Genomic DNA, 24,251 nt, shown 5'->3' on the forward strand with positions numbered 1-24,251 from the left:
GGTAAAATGGGAACAAGATGCACTTGGAAAAAGGAGGAAAAGGGAATGAAACGAATTTTTATGTTCATGCTTGCCCTTTGCTTCATACTCACTGCCGTTCCAGTATTCGCCGCTAATCCGACACCAAAATCACTATTTCCCAATATGCAAGATCACTGGGCACAAGGAACCATCGATACCATGACGAGGATGAAGGCTTTCGTCGGGTATCCGGACGGCAATTTTTATCCGGATCGATCCTTAACCCGAGCGGAGTTTTTAGCTTCTTTGGGAAGAGCGGTTGACATGGGGTTAATCCTGCAAGACCCTCATAATTCTGTGCTCGAGACTTTTTCGGATGTGAAGTCAGCCGACTGGTATGGGGATGACGTGCATCGGGCTTTGGAGCGTGGCTGGATCACAACAAAGGATAACGGAAAAGAATTGCATCCGAACGATCCCATCCCGCGAAAAGAAATGGCGCGAATCATTGCCAAAGTTCTTTCTCAAATGAACGTAGACCTTCCCAAAAACGACCTTAAGACTTTTACGGATGTCGATTCGACTCACCCTTACTTCTCGGATATTTTTACCGCAGTGGGTGCGGGGATCCTGAACGGTTATGCGGATGGAACCTTCCATCCTGAAGGAACCTTGACCCGAGCCGAAGCCTCCACGGTTATGTTAAGGACTTTACAGCTGGACCACCCTAAAAGTCCCTATGCTTCGGAAAAGTTTCGCGGGGCATGGGAACCAGCTAAAGCTGCGGATATGTTTTTGTTTGGGGGCTGGGAAGAGGCCATGGTGCAAAAAGGCAAGCCGCTGGACCTCAGCGCCCTTCACTCTTTTGCCAGCGACAAAGCAGTATCGCAATACAAAACATATCTTGAATTTGTTCGGACTCAGTCCGATATCAATTCAAACATGTATGGATTTTGGATGGGTGATTTTTACCCGAAGTATGTAAATAACAATTTAGCCATGATATCGTGGTACCTTACCTATGACAAGAAGATAGATAATGATTGGTATCGACAAAAGACCGAGACTTTTACGATTCTGATCAAAAGAGAATCAAATAGGAAATGGGTAGTTCAGGATTTTCCGATTAGCGTCCCATTAGAAGGTCAGAAAGACTGGCATATACAACCGCCCACTGGCTCAAATCATGATATTTCTTTTAAATATCAGGAGCAAAGTGGTGATGTTTTTTATGGGAATGTTCTGACTCCCCTTACCAAGAATCCGCAGCAGAGTGAAGCCATTCCAACCCTTCAACAGACATTTAAGCAATCTCCGGGAAGACTAAAAATCTTACGGATCATGGGTCTTTCAGCAGATGAAACCACAAACGCTTCGTTAGTGAAACAATTGGACACGGATCAACCTGCAAAACAAGCTGGCAGTGGATTGCACGAGCTTGTTGTCGTAAGAACAGGCAATTGGTTCGAATTCATTGAAGGGGACTTGGATAAGATTCTCAATCAATTATGGACCGACTTTAACTATAACGGCGGGCAATACATTCCAGTAAGTATCGACAACGTCCCTTGGGCTGAAATAAGCGATGATCCATTCTGGAGAAAACTGCAAGCCTATGAATCTTCTCAAAAAGTAAAAGACAATGGGTTGCTGTTATCTCAGGAGTTACAAACTGTTTTGCAAAAATATAAAAAATAATAATTGGGGGAGAAATATGAATAAACCGCTTAAAACTAAGCGGGTGTGGATCGTCACACTCGTTTTTTTGTTGTTTGCTGCTGGTCTTGCATATGCTGATTACACCTTAGATGATGGCTCGGTCGTTCAATGGTCCGGAGGTGATACTTTAAATGTTATCAACCCGGATGGGTCCTCTTATGCGACTACTGGAGTGGATAATGGTAGTGGCCGTCTTGTACCTGTTGACAATTCGTTTAGCGATAGTCTGGCGTGGAGACTTCCAAGTTTTAATAGCGATGTAAGAGACGGCATGAATAATGCGAATATGACAGTCCCCATTATGAACAATGGGCAATTTGCAGGATGGGCTGATGTCTATGGGTCTGGTGTAGCTTATCAAGGAGATACCGCAGTGCGCAGCAGCAATGAAGCGACAGGTAATACTGTAGATTGGAACGGCATTCATAATGGGTATGGAGGTGGGATCATCAATATTTCAAGTCCTGGTCAGACGTATCCACCCGAGTACACAACTCCAAACTATAATCCGGGAACACTTTTGCCTAATGGTTCTTCAAGCGGCGACGGAAATAGCTATAGCGGGGGAGGGAGCAGTTATACTCCCTATGTTCCCTATATTCCCCCAGCTCCTTATGTTACAAGCATTACGGTTTCAGGCCCCGATTCTGCAACCGCCGCACAGACTTACTCTTATACAGCCACGGCGTATTACAATAACGGCAATCATGTTGACGTAACCAGCTCTGCCTCATGGTCAAACGGCCCTAACTTTACGCCGCAAAATGAAGGAAGCTTTACGGTTTCAGCAACCTATACTGGAATAACTGGATCAAGGCAAGTCCAAGTGGTATTGCCGCCAGCCGCAACACCACCTGGTAATCCCCCGGTAAGGTTGTATTAAGTGAAAAACAGGATTTAAACAGAATTTTATACGCAAAGAAGGACTTCGGAAACGGAGTCCTTTTTCTTTTTTCGGAGAAATGCCCATGTACGCTTTGAAATTCGGCGGATGTATCTGTCCAGTACATCCTTCGTTTCCTTATTCGGTTTTACTAACGAAGGGGGAGGAAGAATAGTGTTTTCTTTGGAACTCATTCACAAAGAAAAAAACGGTTTTGGCGATATGTACTATTACATTAGAGATGAAAATGGAGTGATGAGTCGGGTTTACGAGGGAGATCTGGAAGAGTTTCTTAAAAAGAAAGGAGTTCCACTTCTCAAGGAAGGTGTTCCTTTTATATATCCGCAAAAATCGAAGAGATAAACAGCAAAGTATTATCGAAAAAACTAGCCTTACGATGAAGAGACGAAGGACTGCCAAAAGCAATCTTGTCCTTTTGATTTCAAGGAGAAATGATTATGCTATTTCAAGATAAGGGTTTATGGTTTATGGGCAGAAGGTTTGACGGCGACATAGACGGCCTTTTTATTCAAGCTCAGGTATTCAGCGAACCATCCGAATATGGGATCGCAAAAGGGCGTGTCAGTCGATTGCAGGTGTACCCGGATCGATCGGCGGAGTTTAGCCGTTGCCTTGCCAATTATGATCGGGGTTGGGACGGGGGTCCGCCAAGCGATCGCCGCACAAGAGCTGTGATAGAGAAGACGATCCGTCATTTTGACGGTAAAAGCATCGATTGGACATTCGAGGAACAACGCTAATATCGATACCATTTGCCCCGGTTGTAAGCGGAAGGAAGAAGAACATCCGATGTACAAACAGGCGAGACAGGCTGAACATGAGGCCATCAAGCGAGGAAATATGAATTTCCCCGGGATTGGCATTCCACCGGATTTAAAATAAAAACTATAGCCGGAATAGGTTGATTGGACCTCCGAGGAAAAACGCCGTTAAGCATTACATTGGCAAATCCAATCATTCAATCAGAGATCGTTGACACGGATGTCATATTAAAGACGGTTACCATCATTTTGGATATTAAGTGGAATCCTCCCTCTTTTGCAAATGGCCAGGACATTCCTAGAGATGTGTTTGTAAGCGGAATACCATTAGTCGATAACGCGACTTGCTGCTCTGCGTCACAAGAGTTACACTCGACACTACAAAAAAAGGTGAAGGGGGAGATCGAATGACGCATTGTCCAGATTGGATTTTGCCGGCAATCCAAAAACGTTTTGATGAACTCGACTTATTTGTACAGAAGGAATTGCAAATCCAGCATAATCGGGCAGAGTCGGACAACTACTTGGAACAACTCAAGGCTACCTTAAGCGTTGAACAGTTGGGTTTGCTGAATCAATGGGATGATTATCTCCAAATGTATCTCGCCAAAGAAAAAGAATTGCTGTATCGTCATGGTCTTGCAGATGGGATCCATGTTGTTGCGAGTGTTTTTCAAATACCTGCACCCGTCCCTTTACTCTAACAAATTGCTAACCCAGTTATAATAAACGAACACGGTTGACTTAAAATATGACGACAAAGCCGTCCCATTGGGGCGGCTTTGTCGTATTTGTTCGGCATGGAGGAGAATTTCATATGATATGGATTATATTCTGTTGCCAGCGCTGTAGTAAAACGATTAAGGTTAATCCGGATATTTATAATCGGATCTATAAAGGACAGGATCGGTGTCTGTCCTGCAGAAATGCATCAAAGGAAAAAAAGTGAATAAGGTCGAGGGAGTCATTCATGTAGGCAACAAACATAATGGAATGGGGGTAGTTCTGTGCAACTGGAACGTCATGAAAATAATTCAATAGTTTCATATAAACGAAACGGGGAGATCGTAGGGTTAATCTATTATAATCACACGGCCCCTTCGGAGGATGCGTTGCGTATTTTGGCAAGACTGATTTCCCAATTATACAAGGAATCTTTAAAGGCTGGTAGCAATTGATATTTGACTTGCTCACCATTTAAGACAGAGGTAAGATGTCACCTGACTAATAATTCAAATCAAAGAAGGTGATGGATATTGGCAGCAATGCATTTACCGTTTATGGATGAGAATCCCCGGTATGACGTACGTGTTGTAGCGAAATACAATCGTAAGTCTAGAGGTGATTCGGAAGAAGATTTGGTCAAACATGACTACATCTTGACCGAGATGTGTAAGAGAAACAATTGGAAGTTTGTTGACTACCCGGAAATCGGAAGCGGCGACTCGATTGAACTTCGCCCGGTTTTCCAGAGACTTCTGCAAGACTTTGAAGACGGATTGTTTGATGCGGTTCTTGTAGTAGATTGGGATCGGCTTGGTCGTGGGGACATGGGGGATACCGATCGAATTAAGAAATCTCTTAAGAAGTCGAACACGCTTGTTATTACCCCTGGGAAATGGTACGACCTTAACGATGACGATGATGACTTCAACGTCGATGCCAAAGCATTTATTGCCCGTCAAGAGTACAAAATGATTAAATTCCGATTGAATCGCGGCAAAAAAATAGGTGCAAGGCTTGGAAGATGGACAAACGGTATTCCTCCGTTTCCTTACGACTATGATCCGCAACGGAAAGGTCTTATCGTAAACGATTATAAGCATACCCTATACAGATTTATTATCGAGGCAGCATTGGAGGGGCATGTGTGCGATGAAATTGCATGGGAGCTAAATAAGCAGGGAATCCCGTCACCGCGAAACAAAAAGTGGACGGGCACAACAATTAGTCGATTGTTAAGAGATGAAACCCATCTTGGTAAAATCATTTCCAACAAATCGGAAGGCGATGGTCATGCTAAGAAAAGACCAAACGCGAAAGAGTTGAAAAAAATTCCGAAGCATCTTTGGGTTGTCGTGGAAAATTGCCACAAGCCGGTGAAAACCCAGGAAGAGCACGATAAACTTATGTACTCTTTGATGAAAAGGAGAAGGGTGCCCTCAGCTGCCTTGGCAGGCAAGCATGCTTTGTCGGGAATAATACGATGTGCGCTTTGTGGATCTGTCATGCAAATCTACAAAACCAAGACCAAAATCCCACAGGTGAGAACCTGCCAGCATCATGACCATTATGGTAATAAATGCAGAAACAAAGGTGGAACAGCCGAGGTTCTCGTTAACGAAATTCAAGTAAAGCTAAAGCAATTTGAAGAACAGATTATAAGCAAAATTGATTCCGCAGAAGGCGATGAAGTTAAAGTTCTGAGAGATTCAATACAACAAAAATATAGGGAAATTAAGTTGAAGGAAGAAGCGATCGAACGATTGGAGGAAGGATTTGAAGCTGGTCTATATACCGCTGAACGGGCGAGGAAACGTAAGATCAAGCTTGAAGAGGAGTTAAATACGATTCAAAATGAGTTGTCCATTTTGGAAAAGCGTTTGAAGTCGCAGGATTCGGTTACAGACGAAGAAAGACTTTATTTTATCCGAAATTTCTGGGAGCAAATGCAGAGTAGCAATACAATGAACGATTTGGAATTGAATAAATGCTACAAAGAAATTATCGAGTCTATTATTTGGAAACGGGAAGATAATGGTCATCCTACGATTGAAATAAATTTTCTGTAGGGGTCTAGCGCGTAGAAAGAATCAGCCCAATGGCTGGTTGAGCCGACGTTTTCACAATGGTTATAGCGACGGCATCATTAGGAAGTGTTTCGCTATGTTGGATTTCCCTTTGTATCGAAGGGTATAATGAAGGCAGATCCAAATTGCCTAAATTAACCACGAAAGGGTGCTTCCTGATGAAAGAATTCCTTGATGACCGGGACCGGAAAGCAAACCGCTTGACAAAAGAAAAATCACCTTATTTGCTGCAACATGCCCATAATCCAGTTGATTGGTATGCATGGGGAGAAGAGGCCTTCTCCAAAGCGGCAAGAGAGAGCAAGCCGGTATTCCTGTCCATAGGTTATTCCTAGCTTCGGCTATAAATAATTGAAAGGATTTCTACGTATGTCAACATGCCATTGGTGCCACGTCATGGCACACGAGTCATTCGAAGACCAAACAGTTGCAGACATGCTGAATAAAGATTTCATTTCGATTAAAGTGGACCGCGAAGAGCGACCGGATGTTGACCATATTTATATGGCTGTTTGTCAGGCGATGACAGGGCAAGGGGGTTGGCCGCTTACGGTTTTCTTGACGCCTGAGAAAAAGCCGTTTTTTGTTGGGACGTACTTCCCGCGGAGTCGGAAATATAATCAGGCCGGGTTGGTAGAGATCGTTGCCCAGATGGCAGCGAAGTGGAAGGAAGACGCGGAGCGCATTCGCGAGGTGGGCGAGCAGGTTATTCAAGAAACAACGAGTCGATTGCTTGAGCACCGCACAGGTGGTGAGGTGTCGGAGGAGACTTTGCATGAAGCTTTCCGACTCTATGAAAGCGTGTTCGATCCTCAACATGGTGGATTCGGTAATTCACCAAAGTTTCCAACCTCTCATAATCTATCATTTCTACTTAGATATCATCATAAAACAGGCAACGAACGTGCGCTTGAAATTGTTGAAAAGACACTGGATGCTATGCATCGCGGTGGGATGTATGATCACATCGGATTCGGTTTTTCTCGCTATTCTGTTGACGAGAAATGGCTGGTTCCTCATTTCGAGAAGATGTTGTACGACAACGCATTGCTTGTCATGACCTACACTGAAGCCTACCAAGTGACTGGAAAAGAGAAGTATTCAGAGGTTGCTGAGCAAATTATTACTTATGTTCTTCGCGATATGACGGACGAGGGTGGAGCTTTCTATTCCGCAGAGGATGCTGACTCCGATGGGGAGGAAGGCAAGTTCTACGTCTGGACGCCGGATGAAGTGGAGGACATCTTAGGGATTGAAGAAGGCGATCTTTATTCCGAGCTGTACGATATTACGGAGTCGGGCAATTTTGAGGGGCATAATATCCCGAATTTAATTGGAACGACGATGGAATCTTTTGCGAGGCGTAAGCAAATCCCATTGGATGAGCTGAAGCAGCGGATTGAGGCTGCCCGCGTCAAGCTGTTCGCGCATCGCGAGCAGCGTATCCATCCGGGCAAGGATGATAAGATTCTGACCGCGTGGAACGGTCTGATGATAGCTGCGCTGTCCAAGGCGGCACGTGCCTTGGATAAGCCTGCTTACGCGGAGGCAGCCGCGAAAGCAACGGAATTTATCCTGCGCGAGCTGCGCCGCGAGGACGGGCGGTTGCTCGCCCGCTACCGCGATGGCGAAGCGGCTTTCCTCGGCTACGTGGACGACTACGCGTTCCTCGTCTGGGGCCTCATCGAGCTGTACGAAACCACGTTCGAGCTGCGCTATCTCCGTGAAGCTGTCCAGCTAAACGCAGAGATGCTTCGCCTCTTCGGAGACGAAGAGAAGGGCGGGCTCTTCTTCTACGGCAGCGATGCCGAGCAGCTGCTCACCCGCCCCAAAGAGATCTACGACGGTGCGATGCCGTCGGGCAACGGTGCAGCCGCGCTGAACCTGCTGCGGCTGTCTAGGTTGACCTACGACGCGAAGCTGTCGCAGGCAGCAGATGTGCAGCTCCAGGCGTTCGCCGGAGCTGTCGCGTCCTACCCGCCAGGCCACGCGCTCACGCTGGCCGCGCTCGACTTCGCTTATGGCGAAGCCAGCGAAATCGTCATCGCCGGTGATCCGGCGAAGCCAGAGACACTGATGACCATGCTGCGCACGGTGCAGCGGCAGTACCTGCCGAATGCGCTGCTGATTCTTCATCCGCCGGGAGCGGCGGGCGAAGAAGTGCGCAAGCTCATTCCGCTTGTGCAAGACAAGCTGCCGCTTGGAGGGCAGGCAACGGCCTACGTGTGCCAGAATTTCGCCTGCCAAGCGCCAACACAAGATCTCGAGGAGCTCGAAAATCTCTCCTCAAAACACTGATAATAATTATCATTATTGGTTACAATGTGAATAAGGGCACGGAGAAAAGAAGAGGCCCCCCGACAGGGCCTCTTTTTACGCTTTAGCTCTTACACACTAAATCTTAGACTCAAAAGTCTTACAATCCGTCTCCTCAGAATTACGAGCTTGGTTACTGCCGCGGTGACTCACGACATAAATCGAGCTCGCATTGCATTTGTTTTCGGTAGCCCAATATTTGCAGGAATTCACTTCACAAAGAACATCTTTAGCCATGCCTCTTTCACCTCCTCTAAGATAAATAGGGAGCTTTGTTCAGAAAACAAAGTCTCACCATATTAGGGTGGTCGAAAGAGGCCTATTTTTATACATAGGCTGGAAGGGTTTGTAATTCACCTCAGCAGTGTTTATCCACATATACATGAAGTAGCTACCAAACTTCAAGGGGTGAACCTATGGCTAAGGATGAGCTGCAACAATGTGTCCGGTGTAAATATGTAGCTGATAAAGAAGATAACTACTGCATTCGTTGTGGAGCGCCGCTTAAGAATAAGTGCACCAAAGAGAAAACCTTATTGCACAAAGGGTGCTATAAAGTTAACAAGCCGGACGCCAAATACTGTTCGGGCTGCGGTACGGAAACCATTTTTAGCGAATGGGGTCTTATCTGATCTGCATAAAAAAGACCACAGCAGGTTTAAACTGATGTGGTCTAATTTTTTTGTCTAAGTTTTTATCTAATTTTTTTGTTTAATCTTATCGTCTATTTGTTATTCATTCAGTTATTTATTCTGCAAAATCAATTTCCATAAGTCCGATTGATCATAACCAAGCCGCCATGCGGCAACACCTGCGATGTCGTACTTTTTCGCCATGTCCAGACGAGCTTTGATCGTAGCCTCATCTTCTAACCAGAATACATAGGTGAAGCCATCCTCTTGGTACTCGATCCGATATTGTCCGTAGGTATTGTCCCAAGTTTGTTTGGTTGATTTGGAAGCCAATAAAGCAGGGATGTCTTTCATCAACAAGGTTCGATTACTTTGTAAGGCGCCGGCTGCATCCAGCTTCCATTCGCGCACATAGTAGGGGATACCTAGAATGATTTTGTCACGCGGAATGCCATAGGAAAGGAATTCTTGAATACCGCCATCCGTCCAAGGAAGTCCAGCTACGGACCCTGCAGACGTACTGCCGCGCCAGAACTGATCGTAGGCCATGATGACAACATAGTCAACCAGACTCCCCAGCTTCTCATGATCGAATGCAGAAAGATGGTTCCATTTGACACTTCCACGCGGTAGATCAATGGATACGATTAGGCTGTTCAAGTGAGCGTAAGAGGTTAATTTGGCTATGAAAGCTGTAAAAGCATTACGATCCGAACCAGCCAGGCTTTCGAAATCCACATTGATCCCCGGAACGCCAAGCTGGACAGAGCGGTCTACCAAGGCCTTAACGAATTTGTCTTGGGCAGCACTATCCGCAAGGAATTGCGTCGTCAAGGTTGCGTTAAATTGGTTGCTGACTAACGGATACACGGTGTAACCATTCTTTTGGAGCCATTTGACCGTATCGGCATTGGATTGATCCTTCAAATTACCAGCTGCATCCGCAAGCTCGAAATAGCTCGGAGAATCAACGTCAAGACCAACCGTATTGTTCACATGCGCTTTAATTGCATCGCCACCGGCCATGCCGTTCCAGCCCCATACCTGCAGCTTTTTGAAGTTGTCCCAAAGAAAGCGATGATCGAGCGTTTGAACGGAAGAATTACTATACTGCACACTGTAACTTAATGCTTCGGGAATCGTCTTGAATTCGCCAATGAGTGCTGTATTCTGAAACACTTGATATGAGGCGTAGTTGTTCCAAATTTTACGTCCATCCATGAATATTGAGCTGTGTCCCCATAGGCGAGCGTAATCTGCTGCTTCATTCAAGGAAGCAAAGTCCTGCAAAAATGTGTCATTCTGAAATACTTTATAAACTTTAAGATTGCTATACACGGTTTTTTTCGTATTTTTATTGACGACGGTTGAATTTCCCCATTTGAGAGCTTCATTAATTGCGTCCTCTAAAGAGGCAAATTCCCAATTGTCTGCTGAAAATGTACCTTGATAAACCTTGTAAATAAGCTCGCCAGTACGAAGTGCTTTCTTTTCGTCACTAGAAATATTGTCCCAAATCCACTTATTACTGTTTAAATCAATAATATGGGCACCGCCCCATTTTTTCGCTTCGGCCACGGCCTCAGTCAGCGTTGGAAACTTCCAAGAATCCTGCGTGATCTCATTTTGGAACACTTGGAAATTAGGGTAGTTGTTCCACGCCCAACCTGTGGATTGCAGGTCTCGAACACTTGCGTAGCTCCATTTCTTTGCTTCAGCGACGGCCGCATCCAATGAGGCAAATTGCCACTCAGGTAGCGATGCATCTAACTGAAAAACTTGATAGCGGGGGAAATTGTTCCACAGCCATTTGCGAGTGCTTATTTCTTCTACATGGCTATTCGAAAAGCCTTTTGCAAATGCTTCTGCTTGCCCATAAGCTGCGAATTCCATGAGTACATGATTGTACTGATAGACGCGGTATTTCGTTGTTTTGTCCGGATTTGATTGAACTGTACCTGCTGCCTGAACAGCATTGGGTACGCCCATTGATAATATCAGGGTGCCTGTGAGCATCCATTTCCCAATTTTCATCCATCACGCCTCTTTCTAGTAAACTACTTAATTGGACGTAGGAAATGATAGTTTGGTTGCGTTGGAAAATGTATGAAAGTTCGCGAATCCTGTGATAGATGTTGGACGGAGGCATAACTTTTGGAGTAACATGAGAAGTAATTAGGCATTGCCGTGATCACAACAAGGTGAGGGGAACGATTCATGAAGCCGTATCCGGAGGCATATATCGAATATTTACTTTATTTCCATGCACAACGGGATTATTTTGAATGCCATGAAGTGATGGAGGAGTTCTGGAAGGAGCACCCAGGGGATGCACGCAGCAGAACCTATGTCGCTCTTATTCAAATTGCAGTAGGGATGTATCATATTCGTAGAGGGAACCGCAATGGTGCTGTGAAAATGCTGCAAAGCGCAGGAAGGAATGCGGAAGCTCCTTATGTCCTTTCCTTGGGGCTAGATCCAGATAAGCTTCAAGAGCTTCTTAACCAGGTTTGGTCTTCAATTGAGCGTGATGAATTCCTATATCAGGATATTAATTTACCTATTATGGACCCGGAGCTTATAGATTTTTGCATAAAAGAGTGCGAAAGAAGAGGGCTGAAATGGCAGGCGCCAAGCCTGATGGAGGATGAGCTGCTCATCCAAAAACATACGCGGAGAGACCGCTCAGAGGTAATCAATGAAAGAGCAAGGCAGCAGCAGATTCGCATGGAAAAGGGTGGCGCTAGATGAGTTCGGATGGCAAAGTTCTAGTTGTAGATGACGAACCGAATATTGCTGAAGTCGTCAGATTGTATTTGGAGCACTCCAACTATGAGGCAATTATTTTGCCGAGAGGGCATGAAGTGCTTCGTACGATAATAAATGAAAAACCAAGCTTGGTTCTGCTGGATATCATGCTTCCTGATATATCCGGCTACGAGTTGTGTGAGCAAATTCGCAAAATGGATGCTCCCTTTCATCAAACACCAATCATTTTTCTCACAGCAAAAGGGGAGTCCATCGATAAGCTAAGAGGGTTTAATCTTGGGGTTGACGATTATTTGGTCAAGCCTTTTGATCCGAATGAGCTCATTGCCCGTATTAAGGCCGTCCTACGCCGAACGATTCAAGTGTCTACGGAACTGTCTCAACCCCAGAATTCCTCCCGTAAATGGCTGGAGATCGGCAATATTGTTATCGATCTTGAGCAGTATCGGGTCACAGTCGGTGGGAAACGGGTTGAGCTTACGCCTAAGGAGATTGAGCTGTTGTATTTCCTTACCAGTCATCCTAGCCGCGTATTTACTCGTGAGGATCTTCTCGGTTATGTGTGGAATTTTGATTTTACAGGCGGTACGCGAACGGTAGACGCCCATGTGAAAAACTTGCGTAAAAAGCTAGGACAGCATGACATGTGGTGCATCCAGACCCTGTGGGGAATTGGCTACTCTTTTGAGGTGGTTCAGCATGTTTAAACGATGGTTGCCGGGAAAGAGCAACAGCTTATATTTGAAAATATTCCTGTCTTTTCTTGCGACTTGTGTGCTTTTTTTTGCTGGACTTTTCCTGTTCTGGAATTACTATTTTACCGATTTATTTTATAAAGATAAGATCGAACTCATGGAGAAGCGTAATGTGGAAGTCACACGCTTAATGAATTCTTTACAGGATGGAACGATTTCTACCCGAGAGTTGAAATATACGGTACGTATTTTGGCTAGAAGCATTAATGGACAAGTTTGGCTTGTTGACGACAAGGGCAACATTCTGAATGGCTCCTCGGATAGTGAAGGGAGAGCTATTCCCAAACAAATGGATGCGCTGTTTATCGATGGACTTCACGGTCATTCCGGTTATGGCATGGTTGGCTTAACGGCACCTGACGGGCGGAACGTAAATTTATTTACGTATCACGCCCCGTACCAACTAAACGGACAACCTATGGTCATTTTCCTTCAGTTTCCTGCTGGAGATATCAGTGAAGCCATTTCCGCCGTGCGCGTTAATATTCTGGTTCCCCTCTTATTTTCACTGGTAGCTGTTGGTTTCATTCTGTTTATCATTTCTCGCAAATTGGCTGGCCCGCTTCAACAGATGAATCGAGCTGCACTCGAGCTCGCACATGGTGATTTCACTACACGGGTTCCGGTAACCTCACAGGATGAGGTAGGGCAGCTTGCGGCTAGCTTCAACTTCATGGTTGAACAGCTGGAGGAATGGGAAGGAACAAGGCAGGAGTTTTTGACGAATGTTTCACATGAGCTTCGTTCTCCGCTGACGACACTGCGCGGTTTTATTGTAGCGATGAATGATAAGGTTATTCCGGAAGAGAAATATTCGCATTACCTGCGTATCTGTGATCAGGAAGTTCAGCGGCTGCAGCGTCTTGTGTCCGATCTATTAGATTTGGCGCAGATTCAAAATGGGGTCGATGTGTTCCGTCTTAGACCTGTATCAATCGCAGAAACACTTGAAGACTCGTTGGAGCTGCTGAAAGCACCGATTGCAACGAAGGAAATTAACTTTCACCTCATTCTTCCTGAGCCGGATACGGTGCCCTCCCAGGTTCAATTAGACCCGGATCGATTTGCCCAAATTGTACAGAATTTAATCTATAATTCATTGAAATTCACACCAAAGGGCGGAACGATAACGGTAGCTTTAGAAGAACAGGAGCGCGAGGTTCATATGTATGTTCGTGATACAGGGGAAGGGATGACAGATGCCGAGTTAGCGCGCATTTGGGATCGTTTCTACAAAGCAGAAGAGGCAAGGACTTCGCGGTCCGACGTTAAGACAGGAACGGGTCTTGGACTTACGATTGTGAAACATTTGGTTACAGGCATGAATGGAACCATACATGCTCGCAGTCAGGTCGGCGAAGGGACCGAATTTCGTGTTACTTTTCCTCGTATTTCGTAGATCTACACAATTTTTTTACAACTAAGGCAAACTTATTTCATCAATATTTTGTATCCTGTTGCTGATAGACAGGATTTTTTGTTTTGGAGGTGTATGTAAGTTGAAATACACACGGAATTTGATGCTGCGTTTAACGCTCATTTCCTTTCTGCTAAGTGGTTGCAGTGGGCACATGCCTGTGCTTGAAAGCACGTCGGCATCGCCTTCTCCATCAACTGGGAAAACGCCTCAGGAAGACCCCCCCGCCGAAGAAGTCCAAAATCTTAGAGAGATGCAGCTCGTTATGCTGTTTCAGGGATTAATTCGAATGGATCGGCTTGACTCTCTAACCATTACGGCCAAGCAGTCTGCGGCTATTCTGCCTTTTGTTCGCAAAAGTATGGATGAAGGAAGCATTACAGAGTCTGAACAAAAACAAGTCATCAATAGTCTAACTCTTCCACAGCGAGCATTTCTGGATGATCAATCCAAGCAAATGAAGAAGCGTATGACCGAACGGATGGACAATCTAGGTGAAGAGGTGTCTTCAGAAGAACGGGAAAAGCGAGTCAATGCGTTTATTCAAAAAAGAAACGCGGAGCGCCAGGTTGAAGCAGGCATGACGGAACATGGTGACGGTGATTTTCAGCTTTTTGATCAAAGAAGTATGGGGATCAGTGTTGAACAGCAGTTAATGGAGCTGCTTACGTCCAAACATGATTGATTTAAGGGAAAACGAAGTAGGAAAACTTTAGGCTTACGTTGAAAGATTACGACGCTTGCCGGAGCAGGAAGCGGTGGGGAGGTTTCCTCCTACGCAGCTGCACAAGCGTACACTCTAGGCACACCATTCAAGCTTACGGCAAGTAATCTTATTGATTCGAATATCGAATCGATGTATCCCTTGTGGAGTTTGGGATGAGTGAGAATTCGGACTTCGGTTTTAAGACGGTAGTTGCGAAATATAAGCTGACGAATAAAGGAACAGCGTCTTTGACCGTTCCGGATTTCCAAAACGGATTTGACAAGCGCTGAAGGCTACACGTACTCGGGTGTTCGACAGTCAGTTATAGCGAAGACCATCGCGTCAAACACTAGCTATGTGATGAGTTATTCGTGAACGCTGCGTATAACAAAGATTCTTCCTATGCTTACAGGTTACGAGCTAAGCTCCAAGTCGATGACCTTCACAGGGCAGCAGAAGATCGTGTCCGGCGTTCACCCACTCCGATTGTACAACAGAAAAAAAGCCCTCAACGCCACATTCGCAGTGTTGAAGGCTTTTTCGTTTGTTTTTTGGCTAGCTCATATGACTTTTTTAAGATTCGGATCCATCTGACTCATAACCGGCTTCCACCAAATCTAGTCGACCTGATTCGGGATCCATGATGAGACCGTGAACAGGTATATTTTTTGGAAGCAAGGGATGGTTTCGAATGATGTTAACACTTTTCTCAATGCCTTCGCGCACATGATTAAAGCCTGTTAACCAGCGAGACAAGTCGATACCTGAATGTCCGAGTGTCTCAATGACATCATCGGAGATGCCTCTGTTTTTTGCTTTCGCAATCACATCTTCAGAATTTAATCCCGTCATACCGCAGTCGTAATGTCCAATAACGAATATTTCATCAGCTTCTAACTGGTAGACAGCGACGATAATACTACGCATAACACTCCCGAAAGGGTGAGAGACAATCGCTCCGGCATTTTTGATGATTTTGGCATCACCATTGTGAAGACTCATGGCTTTAGGCAGCAGTTCGACCAGCCGCGTATCCATGCAAGTAAGAACAACCATCCGTTTGTCTGGAAATTTCGTAGTCAAAAACTCTTGATACTGCTTGGTTTCTACGAATTCCTTATTATAGTTCAAAATTTCGCTAATTAATGACATGGTTTCCCTCCAGGTAAGTTGATGTGCTGCTTGTCTGTATTCTTGGCAGCTTTTATCTTTTGTCGACCAAGCTCATACTCGCATTATAAATTTGATTATCACTCTTAAGTATATAGGATTTATTTCCTTCATGGTAGTCGATTTTCATGTTTTCTTCAAAAAATATCTCATCTTTGGCTTTATAAATGAGCTTGAAAGTTTCGGTTTCAGCGGTAAGATCATCAGCATTTGCTTGGGAAACGAGCCAAAGGGTAGGTACACCGTTCACAGAGCAGCCGCAATCTTCAGTATCAAAAACTAGCTTTAAAATAGTTTCATTCTGGTCAGAAGTAAATGGTGTCAATCTATGAATAGCTGTATCTGTAAACGTGATTTTCATATGAGTCATCTCCTTCGAATGGTTGAACAAAAAGGCTTCTTACAGAAAGCTTGTCATTATTTTATCATACCCAAGCATAAATTTGATTCTGAATAGGGGACGAAGTATGATAAAATAAGAAACTTTTGGGAGGAGATTAGAGCATGAGTGTGCAAGCAGCCCCAGCAAAGCTGGAATCTTTCAAGGCCTATGTCCGCAAAATGAAGCAGTATGAGGAGGCCATCGCCTTAATTTATTGGGATATGCGTACCGGCGCTCCAAAAAAAGGAATAGAAACTCGTTCCGAAGTTGTCGGAGAGCTATCCACCGAAGTTTTCCGTATGTCTACATCCGATGAGATGGGAAGTTATTTGGACTTTTTCATGCAGCCTTCCGAACTTGAGAAGCTAGATGCCATTTCCAAAAAAATGGTCGTAGAATGCAAAAAAGAATATGATCGCAGTAAAAAAATACCGGCCGAGAAATATCAGGCCTATGTCGTCCTTACCTCGCAAGCAGAATCCGCGTGGGAAGATGCAAAGCATAACTCCGATTGGGCTTCGTTCCAGCCTTATTTGGAGAAAATCGTAGCGACAACCCAAGAGTTTATCGAGTTATGGGGCTACGAGGGCAATAAATACAACACCTTGCTGGACATGTATGAGCCGGGAATGACAGTTGAGAAATTGGACGAAGTATTCGGTGCGCTGCGTGAAAAAGCGGTTCCCTTACTTCAGCGTATTCAAACTTCAGCTAATCAGCCTAATCGATCCTTTTTGGATCAACAATTTGAAATTAGCAAGCAGAAGAAGTTCTCACTTTCCATTTTGAAGCAAATGCAGTATGACTTTGAAGCTGGCCGATTAGATGAAACGGTGCATCCTTTTGCGACGGCGTTAAATCCAGGTGATGTTCGGATCACAACACGCTATTTGCTGAATGACATCACGTCCGCTTTGTTTGGAACGATTCATGAGGGTGGACATGCGCTGTATGAGCAAAATATATCCAAAGACTTAGTAGGTACGAATCTATGCACAGGAACATCGATGGGTATTCACGAGTCACAGTCCCGCTTCTGGGAAAATGTGATCGGCCGCAGTAAAGAGTTCTGGAGTCGCTACTATGGCGAGCTGCAAACGACGTTTAGCGGGCAAATTGATGATGTGGACGTGGATTCCTTCTATCGTGCTATTAACCATATTGAGCCTTCATTAATCCGCATTGAAGCCGATGAATTGACTTACAACTTACATATTATGATTCGCTACGAGTTGGAAAAAGGGTTATTCAACGGTACGATTGCCGTAGCTGATCTGCCTAAAGCTTGGAATGCCAAATATGAAGAGTATTTGGGCGTGGTTCCTGCGAATGACGGCGAAGGTGTACTCCAGGATGTGCACTGGTCTGGTGGCGCATTTGGTTATTTCCCGTCCTATGCTCTCGGTAATATGTACGCGGCGCAATTCACGCATACCCTTCGTAAAGAGCTACCGAATTTCGATAGCTTGATTGCAGAAGGCAATCTGGTGCCGATCAAGGAATGGCTAACGGACAAAGTATACCGACATGGCAAGCTTTTGACGCCGAATGAAATCATTCGTGATGTGACGGGTGAAGAGCTGAATCCCGAGTACCTGGTTCAATATTTGGAAGAGAAGTACCAAACGGTTTATGGTATTTAACATGTTTAAAGCAGCATCTTGAGGCAGGAATATGGCCTTGGGGTGCTGCTTTTTTATGTTCTATTGGATGAATGTGGTTTTTTAAAATCGTGAATTGGCAGTAAAAAGTACAACAATTGCTGCCAAGATCCAGCCTTACACCCTTCGCTGTTGCATAATGTACAACAATTTGGCCCTATATAGACCATTTCGCAACCAGAAAATCAATATTAACCGACTTCTGGGCTCCTGCATAGGATACAGTACTACTTTTATCGGAGGGACGTCTATGAACAATCGGAAAAGATGGGGATTCACATTATCCGCCGTCCTGCTGCTTAGTGTAATCGTTTCGGCGTGCGGAACGAAAACTCAAGAAACCACTAAGGTTCGTATTGGTGAAGTCACGCGATCAATCTTTTATGCACCGCAGTATGTGGCTTTAGAGCAAGGGTTTTTCAAGGATGAGGGGCTTGATGTTGAATTGACCACTACACCAGGTGGCGACAAAACGATGACAGCCTTACTGTCAAACGCTATTGATGTAGCTTTAGTTGGATCGGAAACGTCGATCTACGTATCTCAACAAGGCTCGGATGATCCGGTTATCAATTTTGCTCAACTGACACAAACAGATGGTACCTTCCTGGTTGCCCGGAAGAAAGTGGATAAGTTCGACTGGAACTCGCTCAAAGGCTCCGTTTTCCTCGGTCAACGAAAAGGCGGCATGCCTCAGATGGCAGGTGAATTCACATTGAAGAAGCACAATATCAACCCGCAAAAGGATCTCCAGCTCATCCAGAATATCGAATTTGCTAATATAGCATCCGCCTATGCATCGGGAACAGGGGAATATGTTCAGCTCTTCGAACCGCAAGCTTCCATTATTGAAAAAGAAGGCAAGGGCTTCGTTTTGGCTTCCTTTGGCGTGGAGAGCGGACACCTGCCTTACACGGTTTTTATGGCGAAACAAAGCTTCATGAAATCAAATTCAAATACAGTGCAGAAGTTCACTAATGCGGTACAACGTGCGCAGCTTTGGGTTGCAGCGAAAAGTGTGGATGAAATCACGAATGCCGTTTTGCCTTATTTTAAAGATATCGATGTGGAAATTGTAAAAAGTGTTGTCAAGCGCTATAAGGATCAAGGATCATTCGCAACGGATGGTATTGTTGATGAACAAGAATGGAACAATTTGCTAGATGTGATGACTTCTGCCGGTGAATTGAAAGATAAGGTAGCTTGGAAAAAGCTAGTGAACAATACGTACGCAGAAAAAGCGAAATCGAACGTAAAACCGTAGTCATCAATATTAGGCATGTCGATGAATCGAACAAGAGGGGAGTACGAACATGGAGACAGCTGTGACTGTAAAAGACGTGACACAAGTTTATGTGACCGAGGAACGAGCTACACTTGCTGTAGAGCAGATTGATTTTGAAATCCAGCGCGGTGAATTCGTTAGTCTGATCGGTCCAAGTGGCTGTGGGAAGACAACTCTCTTATCGATCATAGCCGGGCTCATTCATCCGACAGCGGGTACGGTGACGGTTGCGGGAGGAGTCGTAAACGGCCCATCGACAAGAGTGGGATATATGCTTCAGCAGGATTATTTATTTCCTTGGCGGTCGATTGAAGACAATTCTTGTATGGGATTGGAAATTACAGGAACGTTAACCAAAGAGAATAAACAGGGTGTGCTTCATTTATTGGATGAAATGGGGCTGCTCGGCTTCAAAGACTATTATCCCGCTCAGCTATCCGGGGGCATGCGTCAGCGGGTTGCGTTAGTTCGAACATTAGCCACAGATCCTGAACTACTTCTACTGGATGAACCGTTCTCCGCACTAGATTATCAAACCAAGCTTCAGCTGGAGGATTTGGTTGTAGAAACGCTTCGTGCGAAGAAAAAGACGGCTCTCCTCGTGACACACGATATCTCTGAGGCGATAGCGATGAGTGATCGTATCATTGTGCTGGATCCTAATCCGGGACGAATTCGCAAAGAATTTATCATTCCGCAGGAAATTCGGTCATCCGTGCCTTTCGCAGCGCGGGAACTGCCTGATTTCCATGTTCTCTTTCGATTGATTTGGCAGGAGTTTGGGGGGCGTACATCATGAGTGATGGTCAAAAGCAGGCGCGTCTCAACGAAAATGCAGGAGAAATGCTTACACAACAAGTTCATCAGCAATTTTTGGCTGTAAGGAAAAAGAAAACAAACTATGTAAGGCTAGTTCAACTAGCTATCCTGCTGTTGTTTTTTTTCCTCTGGGAAGTGGCTGCCCGTTTAAAGTGGATCGATGTGCTGCTTTTTAGTTATCCAACGAAAGTTTTTAAGCTGCTCTGGGATAAACTCCTTGATGGCAGTCTCCTTCCGCATGTGGGCGTAACGGTCGTTGAAACTATTATCGGCTTTGTGCTAGGCACTTTGTTCGGCACAGCGTTAGCTGTTGTGATTTGGTGGTCGCCGTTTCTCTCCCGCGTGCTTGATCCTTATATTGTCGTGCTGAATAGTATGCCTAAAGTAGCGCTTGGACCGTTATTTATCGTAGGTTTGGGCCCTGGCTTGCTTTCGATTATTGCGACTACGCTTTCGATAACCGTTATTATCACCACCTTGGTCGTCTACGGGAGCTTCAAAGAGGTGGACTACAACTATGTAAAGGTTGTCACTTTATTTGGAGGCAATCAGAGAAAAGTGTTCTTAAAGGCTATACTTCCCGCTTCATTTCCCGCCATTGTCTCGACGTTGAAAGTGAATGTAGGTCTGGCATGGATCGGTGTGATCGTAGGCGAATTTCTCGTTTCGCAAATGGGTCTTGGTTATTTAATTATATATGGCTTTCAAGTATTTAATTTTACACTGGTTATCTCTACTTTGTTCGTCATTGCGATTGTGGCTACAGTCATGTATCAAATTGTGTCCAAACTGGAAAAAAGAATGACAAAACATCGATAAGGCTTGCCACTTTTTGCCCAAAATGAAATAATTAGCCCATAGTTAAAACCAGCAAAGAGGTGACAAAGCTATGGGTTTTCGTGTGCTCAAAACAGCGCTTGCGGTCGTTATAGCGATGTATCTAGCGCACGTATTAGATGTGAAATCGCCTGCGGCAGCGGGACTTCTCGCTATTCTGGGTATCGAAGTGACGAAGAAAAAAGGGATTCAAAGTGCACTTCATCGGATCGGAGCATCTATGCTCGCGCTTCTTACTGGTTCTCTTCTTTTTATGGTATTAGGGTTCCATGTGTGGGTAGTGGGTATATTCATCCTCGTTGTGTTCCCTATCCTGCATCGGCTGCGCATTACAGAGGGTGCTGTGACTGGGGCCGTTGTCATGCTGCATCTCTTCGCCTATGAGTCTGCCGGATGGACGGCAGTACTGAATGAAATATTACTTCTGCTCATAGGACTGGGTACTGCAACAATCATCAACATCGCCTATATGCCTAAGACGGATAAAGCGATCGAGGCGCATAAGCAAAGAATCGAGTCGCTATTCTCGGATATTTTTGTAAACATGGCTAAGCATTTGAGAGACAATACCGTAATATGGGACGGCAAGGAGCTTTTGGAAGTAAGTGAAGAGATCAATCATGGGGCAGGACTGGCAAAACGTACGATGGAGAATACACTCATTTTCGGAGGAGACCCCTATTTGCAGGTGTATTTCTTTATGAGGGGTGAACAGTTGGAGTCTATTCATCGGATGATCGATCTGGTGGCCCAAGTGTATCAAACCTTGCCGCAGGGGGAGTGGGTGGCTGCGATTCTTGAAGATATTAGTCAATCGGTTAAGGAAGATTACTATACGGGTGAAGCGGAGAAAGAATTGCAAGCTCTGGATGCTCGTTATAAACAGCTGCCTTTGCCGGAGAGCCGGGAAGAATTCGAGGTGCGATCTGCCATTTTACAGCTTAACAGGGAGCTTATGCAATATTTATCTATAGCCAAAAAGCAAAAAAAACAGCGTCCACAGGCGGGTTGACTCTTAAAGATATGAGTATTTTTATATCGCAAAAATAATATAAAATAATTGTCACTCTAGACTACTGTCCTGCATACACTTGTAATGAATGATTGTATGGAGGAGGTTGAAAGGATGTCATTAGATAAAGATTTGCAAAGCAGAGAGATCATAACAAAAGCTGTCTGCGGTAAAGGTCGCAAATTTTCGCATGTAAGTCATACCGTGACTCCGCCCTTTTCTCCGACCAGTATATTGGGCGCTTGGATTATTAATAACCAATTCGAGGCGATCCAATCCGGAGATGGCGTAGAGGTAGTTGGTACTTATGATATCAACATCTGGTATTCTTACGATCGAAACACCAAAACAGACGTAGCAAAAGAAACCGTTTCTTATGTAGAAATCGTTGGGCTAAGCTATCTGGACAAAAAACATAAGCCGACGACAGCCGAAGTTTCTGCTGTTGCGACGCAAGAGCCTAACTGTGTGGAAGCTAGTATCTCTTCAAGTGGCAACAGCGTTATCATTCGGGTAGAACGTGAATTCTCAGTCGAGCTCATTGCCGAAACGAAAGTTTTTGTCATTGTTAGCCCGTATGGTCCAAGTGACTTCGACGACAAGCATGTGGATTTCGATGACGGCGGCGATGGAGATTTCGAGGATCTCGATGCCGATCTGCTTGAGGATGGATTGGATTAAGGAATCTTATACGCCAGTGTATGCGGGTGAAAGAGGTTCGGCAGAGGGCATTTGCCCTCTTTTTTGTTTTATTTCAATAAATGGGCAGTAGTTCAGATATCGGGACTGTAAGGGTGGAATGAGATCGGAGAAGGGGCCAAATGGATGGAAACATTCTTACTGCATGCACAGGAAAAAGACGCGCTGGAGCTTGCGAATCTGATCCGTATACCCAGTGGATCTAAGCTGCCGGTCGATTGGCGAGGCCAGGTCGTGATTCATTGGGGAGCAACTCATGATGAGTGGCCGCAAAAACCGGCGCTGCAGCCCATCAGGGCTATTCTTAGGGCTCAGATGCGTTCGAAGCGTGAAGAACTGCTTCAATTACACGGCATCAAGACTGTAGCTTGGGCTAATAGCCGAATTGCAAAGGATGAGCGATTGGCATTCACACATAAATATAAGGTTGCTGTATTTCATTTGCAGACATTGATTGTTTATGAGAAGAACGAAACACTCCTGTTATCGGAGAAAGCTCTTTATAATCAAAGACAAATAAATGCCAACTCGGCCTACATAGAAGTGACACCAGATCGTGCCAATTTTCATGTCCGCAGGGCTAGCCGTGAGTCTGTAAAAGCTGTCTATGCGCTCGGCCTAGACTATGGCCTTGTCACCATAGGTGTATTGCCTAGCGGGCACACCTTAGTACTAGACGTGGATCCCGTTCCCAAGCTGAACGGGAAGCTGGTGCAGTTGTTCGCACAGGCGATCGATCGCTATGAGATCGCCATCTCGAAAGAGCTGCGGCGCATAGAGCGGGCGATGCTCGGGAGCGACCCCGAGTTTCTGCTGCTCAGCCCGCAGGGCAAGGTCGTCTTCGCCGACCGCTTCCTGACGCGGGATGGCGAAGTCGGCTGCGATGCCGTCGTGCTTAGCGGGCATCGCGTGATCTTGCCGCTGGCGGAGCTGCGCCCGCAGCCAAGCACAGACCCGCGCGAGCTGGCGAGGAACCTGCGATCTACGATGCAGCTCGCCGCGCGGAAGATCGACGACGAGAGCCTCTCGTGGCTCTCGGGGGGCATGCCGGTGGGGGGCTACCCCCTCGGCGGACATATCCACTTCAGCCGCTGCTGGCTGAATGGGCATTTATTGCGCGCGCTCGATAACTACCTTGCGCTGCCTTTGATCTTGATCGAGGGCGACACGACGCGGGAGCGTCGCCCCAGGTACGGCTTCCTAGGCGACTTCCGCAAGAAGTCGCATGGGGGCTTCGAGTACCGCACCCTGCCGAGCTGGATGCAGTCGCCTGATATTACGCGAGGTGTGTTCGCGCTAGCCTCGCTCATTGCTGACAACTATTGGCTGCTGCCTCGCCAGCCCTTGCAGGATCCGGAGATCCAAACGGCTTACTATCGCGGGGATAAGCAGCGGCTTCAAGCGACAGTTGCTAAGCTTTGGCAGGATCTTGAGGAGCTGAAGGGATATGACCTATTTGCTGCCGATTTGGATCGTCTCCGAGCAAGAATCACGTCGATGGAACCCTGGAACGAAAGAGCTGATTTTCGCAAAGCTTGGAAAATTGCACCCTACCATCGTAAAGAAGCTATTGAAGAACAAATCATGTTATAATAGTGTATCTATATAGTGAATCTATAGAGATTTGAAATGGTTT

Annotated in this window: 23 protein-coding genes; 19 read left to right on the forward strand and 4 right to left on the reverse strand. The window is 45.5% G+C overall.

Annotated elements, in window-relative coordinates; all coding sequences use genetic code 11:
- Positions 1-45 precede the first annotated feature (45 nt).
- The 8 genes from G519_RS0101730 to G519_RS0101780 all read left to right on the forward strand — a co-directional run bounded on the left by G519_RS0101730 (position 46) and on the right by G519_RS0101780 (position 8,453).
- On the forward strand, positions 46-1,659 hold the full coding sequence (locus G519_RS0101730; RefSeq protein WP_029193203.1) for an S-layer homology domain-containing protein: 1,614 nt from the start codon (positions 46-48) through the stop codon (positions 1,657-1,659).
- Between the two features lie 16 nt (positions 1,660-1,675).
- Positions 1,676-2,563 (forward strand): hypothetical protein, encoded by an 888-nt coding sequence (locus G519_RS0101735; RefSeq protein ID WP_029193204.1) that lies wholly within the window; start codon positions 1,676-1,678, stop codon positions 2,561-2,563.
- A 174-nt stretch (positions 2,564-2,737) separates the two neighbouring features.
- Positions 2,738-2,926, forward strand: coding sequence for a hypothetical protein (locus G519_RS41340; protein WP_244279974.1), 189 nt, complete (start codon positions 2,738-2,740; stop codon positions 2,924-2,926).
- Between the two features lie 95 nt (positions 2,927-3,021).
- Positions 3,022-3,324 carry a DUF7678 domain-containing protein gene (locus tag G519_RS0101745; protein ID WP_029193205.1) on the forward strand — a complete coding sequence of 101 codons (303 nt, stop codon included), beginning with the start codon at positions 3,022-3,024 and terminating at the stop codon, positions 3,322-3,324.
- 428 nt (positions 3,325-3,752) lie between these two features.
- Positions 3,753-4,049, forward strand: coding sequence for a hypothetical protein (locus G519_RS0101760; RefSeq protein ID WP_029193207.1), 297 nt, complete (start codon positions 3,753-3,755; stop codon positions 4,047-4,049).
- 561 nt (positions 4,050-4,610) lie between these two features.
- Positions 4,611-6,137 carry a recombinase family protein gene (locus tag G519_RS0101765; RefSeq protein ID WP_244279981.1) on the forward strand — a complete coding sequence of 509 codons (1,527 nt, stop codon included), beginning with the start codon at positions 4,611-4,613 and terminating at the stop codon, positions 6,135-6,137.
- 176 nt (positions 6,138-6,313) lie between these two features.
- Complete coding sequence (locus G519_RS52840; RefSeq protein WP_084159965.1) at positions 6,314-6,490, forward strand: DUF255 domain-containing protein; 177 nt, start codon at positions 6,314-6,316, stop codon at positions 6,488-6,490.
- A 61-nt stretch (positions 6,491-6,551) separates the two neighbouring features.
- Positions 6,552-8,453 (forward strand): thioredoxin domain-containing protein, encoded by a 1,902-nt coding sequence (locus G519_RS0101780; RefSeq protein ID WP_029193209.1) that lies wholly within the window; start codon positions 6,552-6,554, stop codon positions 8,451-8,453.
- A 96-nt stretch (positions 8,454-8,549) separates the two neighbouring features.
- Here G519_RS0101780 and G519_RS48640 read toward each other — a convergent pair whose 3' ends face one another.
- Positions 8,550-8,708: a DUF1540 domain-containing protein gene (locus G519_RS48640; RefSeq protein ID WP_084159967.1), complete on the reverse strand. Its 159-nt coding sequence runs from the start codon at positions 8,706-8,708 to the stop codon at positions 8,550-8,552.
- Positions 8,709-9,214: 506 nt separating this feature from the next.
- Complete coding sequence (locus tag G519_RS0101795; protein WP_029193211.1) at positions 9,215-11,137, reverse strand: glycosyl hydrolase family 18 protein; 1,923 nt, start codon at positions 11,135-11,137, stop codon at positions 9,215-9,217.
- Positions 11,138-11,320: 183 nt separating this feature from the next.
- Between G519_RS0101795 and G519_RS0101800 the strand changes: the two genes are divergently transcribed.
- The 4 genes from G519_RS0101800 (at position 11,321) to G519_RS0101815 (ending at position 14,729) form a co-directional block, all read left to right on the forward strand.
- A complete protein-coding gene (locus G519_RS0101800; protein ID WP_029193212.1) occupies positions 11,321-11,854 on the forward strand; it encodes a DUF309 domain-containing protein in 534 nt (177 codons plus the stop codon).
- Positions 11,851-12,579 (forward strand): response regulator transcription factor, encoded by a 729-nt coding sequence (locus G519_RS0101805; RefSeq protein ID WP_029193213.1) that lies wholly within the window; start codon positions 11,851-11,853, stop codon positions 12,577-12,579. The genes G519_RS0101800 and G519_RS0101805 overlap by 4 nt, the downstream gene beginning before the upstream one ends.
- Complete coding sequence (locus G519_RS0101810) at positions 12,572-14,026, forward strand: sensor histidine kinase (protein ID WP_029193214.1); 1,455 nt, start codon at positions 12,572-12,574, stop codon at positions 14,024-14,026. The genes G519_RS0101805 and G519_RS0101810 overlap by 8 nt, the downstream gene beginning before the upstream one ends.
- Positions 14,027-14,126: 100 nt before the next feature.
- A complete protein-coding gene (locus G519_RS0101815) occupies positions 14,127-14,729 on the forward strand; it encodes a hypothetical protein (RefSeq protein ID WP_029193215.1) in 603 nt (200 codons plus the stop codon).
- Between the two features lie 594 nt (positions 14,730-15,323).
- On the opposite strand, the gene G519_RS0101825 is transcribed toward G519_RS0101815, so the two are convergent.
- Positions 15,324-15,902: a beta-class carbonic anhydrase gene (locus tag G519_RS0101825; RefSeq protein WP_029193216.1), complete on the reverse strand. Its 579-nt coding sequence runs from the start codon at positions 15,900-15,902 to the stop codon at positions 15,324-15,326.
- 52 nt (positions 15,903-15,954) lie between these two features.
- Positions 15,955-16,281, reverse strand: coding sequence for an iron-sulfur cluster biosynthesis family protein (locus tag G519_RS0101830; RefSeq protein ID WP_029193217.1), 327 nt, complete (start codon positions 16,279-16,281; stop codon positions 15,955-15,957).
- Positions 16,282-16,424: 143 nt separating this feature from the next.
- Here G519_RS0101830 and G519_RS0101835 point away from each other — a divergent pair, with 143 nt between their 5' ends.
- The 7 genes from G519_RS0101835 to G519_RS0101865 all read left to right on the forward strand — a co-directional run bounded on the left by G519_RS0101835 (position 16,425) and on the right by G519_RS0101865 (position 24,208).
- The gene (locus G519_RS0101835; protein ID WP_029193218.1) at positions 16,425-17,945 is read left to right on the forward strand and encodes a carboxypeptidase M32; all 1,521 of its coding nucleotides are present in this window, start codon (positions 16,425-16,427) and stop codon (positions 17,943-17,945) included.
- 268 nt (positions 17,946-18,213) lie between these two features.
- Positions 18,214-19,227, forward strand: coding sequence for an ABC transporter substrate-binding protein (locus tag G519_RS0101840; protein WP_029193219.1), 1,014 nt, complete (start codon positions 18,214-18,216; stop codon positions 19,225-19,227).
- 49 nt (positions 19,228-19,276) lie between these two features.
- Positions 19,277-20,047, forward strand: coding sequence for an ABC transporter ATP-binding protein (locus tag G519_RS0101845; protein ID WP_029193220.1), 771 nt, complete (start codon positions 19,277-19,279; stop codon positions 20,045-20,047).
- 44 nt (positions 20,048-20,091) lie between these two features.
- Positions 20,092-20,886, forward strand: coding sequence for an ABC transporter permease (locus G519_RS0101850; protein WP_051253004.1), 795 nt, complete (start codon positions 20,092-20,094; stop codon positions 20,884-20,886).
- Positions 20,887-20,956: 70 nt separating this feature from the next.
- On the forward strand, positions 20,957-21,916 hold the full coding sequence (locus tag G519_RS0101855; RefSeq protein WP_029193222.1) for an aromatic acid exporter family protein: 960 nt from the start codon (positions 20,957-20,959) through the stop codon (positions 21,914-21,916).
- Between the two features lie 114 nt (positions 21,917-22,030).
- Positions 22,031-22,597 (forward strand): outer spore coat protein CotE, encoded by a 567-nt coding sequence (cotE, locus tag G519_RS0101860; RefSeq protein WP_029193223.1) that lies wholly within the window; start codon positions 22,031-22,033, stop codon positions 22,595-22,597.
- Positions 22,598-22,741: 144 nt separating this feature from the next.
- The gene (locus tag G519_RS0101865; RefSeq protein ID WP_029193224.1) at positions 22,742-24,208 is read left to right on the forward strand and encodes a putative amidoligase domain-containing protein; all 1,467 of its coding nucleotides are present in this window, start codon (positions 22,742-22,744) and stop codon (positions 24,206-24,208) included.
- Positions 24,209-24,251: the final 43 nt, after the last annotated feature.

The sequence above is a fragment of the Paenibacillus alginolyticus DSM 5050 = NBRC 15375 genome (assembly GCF_000422905.1).
Classification (GTDB): Bacteria; Bacillota; Bacilli; order Paenibacillales; family NBRC-103111; genus Paenibacillus_E; species Paenibacillus_E alginolyticus.

Coding starts and splice junctions, on each gene's coding strand:
- G519_RS0101730 (WP_029193203.1), top strand. CDS start 46: ATGAAACGAATTTTTATGTTCATGCTTGCCCTTTGCTTCATACTCACT.
- G519_RS0101735 (WP_029193204.1), top strand. CDS start 1,676: ATGAATAAACCGCTTAAAACTAAGCGGGTGTGGATCGTCACACTCGTT.
- G519_RS0101745 (WP_029193205.1), top strand. CDS start 3,022: ATGCTATTTCAAGATAAGGGTTTATGGTTTATGGGCAGAAGGTTTGAC.
- G519_RS0101760 (WP_029193207.1), top strand. CDS start 3,753: ATGACGCATTGTCCAGATTGGATTTTGCCGGCAATCCAAAAACGTTTT.
- G519_RS0101765 (WP_244279981.1), top strand. CDS start 4,611: ATGCATTTACCGTTTATGGATGAGAATCCCCGGTATGACGTACGTGTT.
- G519_RS52840 (WP_084159965.1), top strand. CDS start 6,314: ATGAAAGAATTCCTTGATGACCGGGACCGGAAAGCAAACCGCTTGACA.
- G519_RS0101780 (WP_029193209.1), top strand. CDS start 6,552: ATGGCACACGAGTCATTCGAAGACCAAACAGTTGCAGACATGCTGAAT.
- G519_RS48640 (WP_084159967.1), bottom strand. CDS start 8,708: ATGGCTAAAGATGTTCTTTGTGAAGTGAATTCCTGCAAATATTGGGCT.
- G519_RS0101795 (WP_029193211.1), bottom strand. CDS start 11,137: ATGAAAATTGGGAAATGGATGCTCACAGGCACCCTGATATTATCAATG.
- G519_RS0101800 (WP_029193212.1), top strand. CDS start 11,321: ATGAAGCCGTATCCGGAGGCATATATCGAATATTTACTTTATTTCCAT.
- G519_RS0101805 (WP_029193213.1), top strand. CDS start 11,851: ATGAGTTCGGATGGCAAAGTTCTAGTTGTAGATGACGAACCGAATATT.
- G519_RS0101810 (WP_029193214.1), top strand. CDS start 12,572: ATGTTTAAACGATGGTTGCCGGGAAAGAGCAACAGCTTATATTTGAAA.
- G519_RS0101825 (WP_029193216.1), bottom strand. CDS start 15,902: ATGTCATTAATTAGCGAAATTTTGAACTATAATAAGGAATTCGTAGAA.
- G519_RS0101830 (WP_029193217.1), bottom strand. CDS start 16,281: ATGAAAATCACGTTTACAGATACAGCTATTCATAGATTGACACCATTT.
- G519_RS0101835 (WP_029193218.1), top strand. CDS start 16,425: ATGAGTGTGCAAGCAGCCCCAGCAAAGCTGGAATCTTTCAAGGCCTAT.
- G519_RS0101840 (WP_029193219.1), top strand. CDS start 18,214: ATGAACAATCGGAAAAGATGGGGATTCACATTATCCGCCGTCCTGCTG.
- G519_RS0101845 (WP_029193220.1), top strand. CDS start 19,277: ATGGAGACAGCTGTGACTGTAAAAGACGTGACACAAGTTTATGTGACC.
- G519_RS0101850 (WP_051253004.1), top strand. CDS start 20,092: ATGCTTACACAACAAGTTCATCAGCAATTTTTGGCTGTAAGGAAAAAG.
- G519_RS0101855 (WP_029193222.1), top strand. CDS start 20,957: ATGGGTTTTCGTGTGCTCAAAACAGCGCTTGCGGTCGTTATAGCGATG.
- cotE (WP_029193223.1), top strand. CDS start 22,031: ATGTCATTAGATAAAGATTTGCAAAGCAGAGAGATCATAACAAAAGCT.
- G519_RS0101865 (WP_029193224.1), top strand. CDS start 22,742: ATGGAAACATTCTTACTGCATGCACAGGAAAAAGACGCGCTGGAGCTT.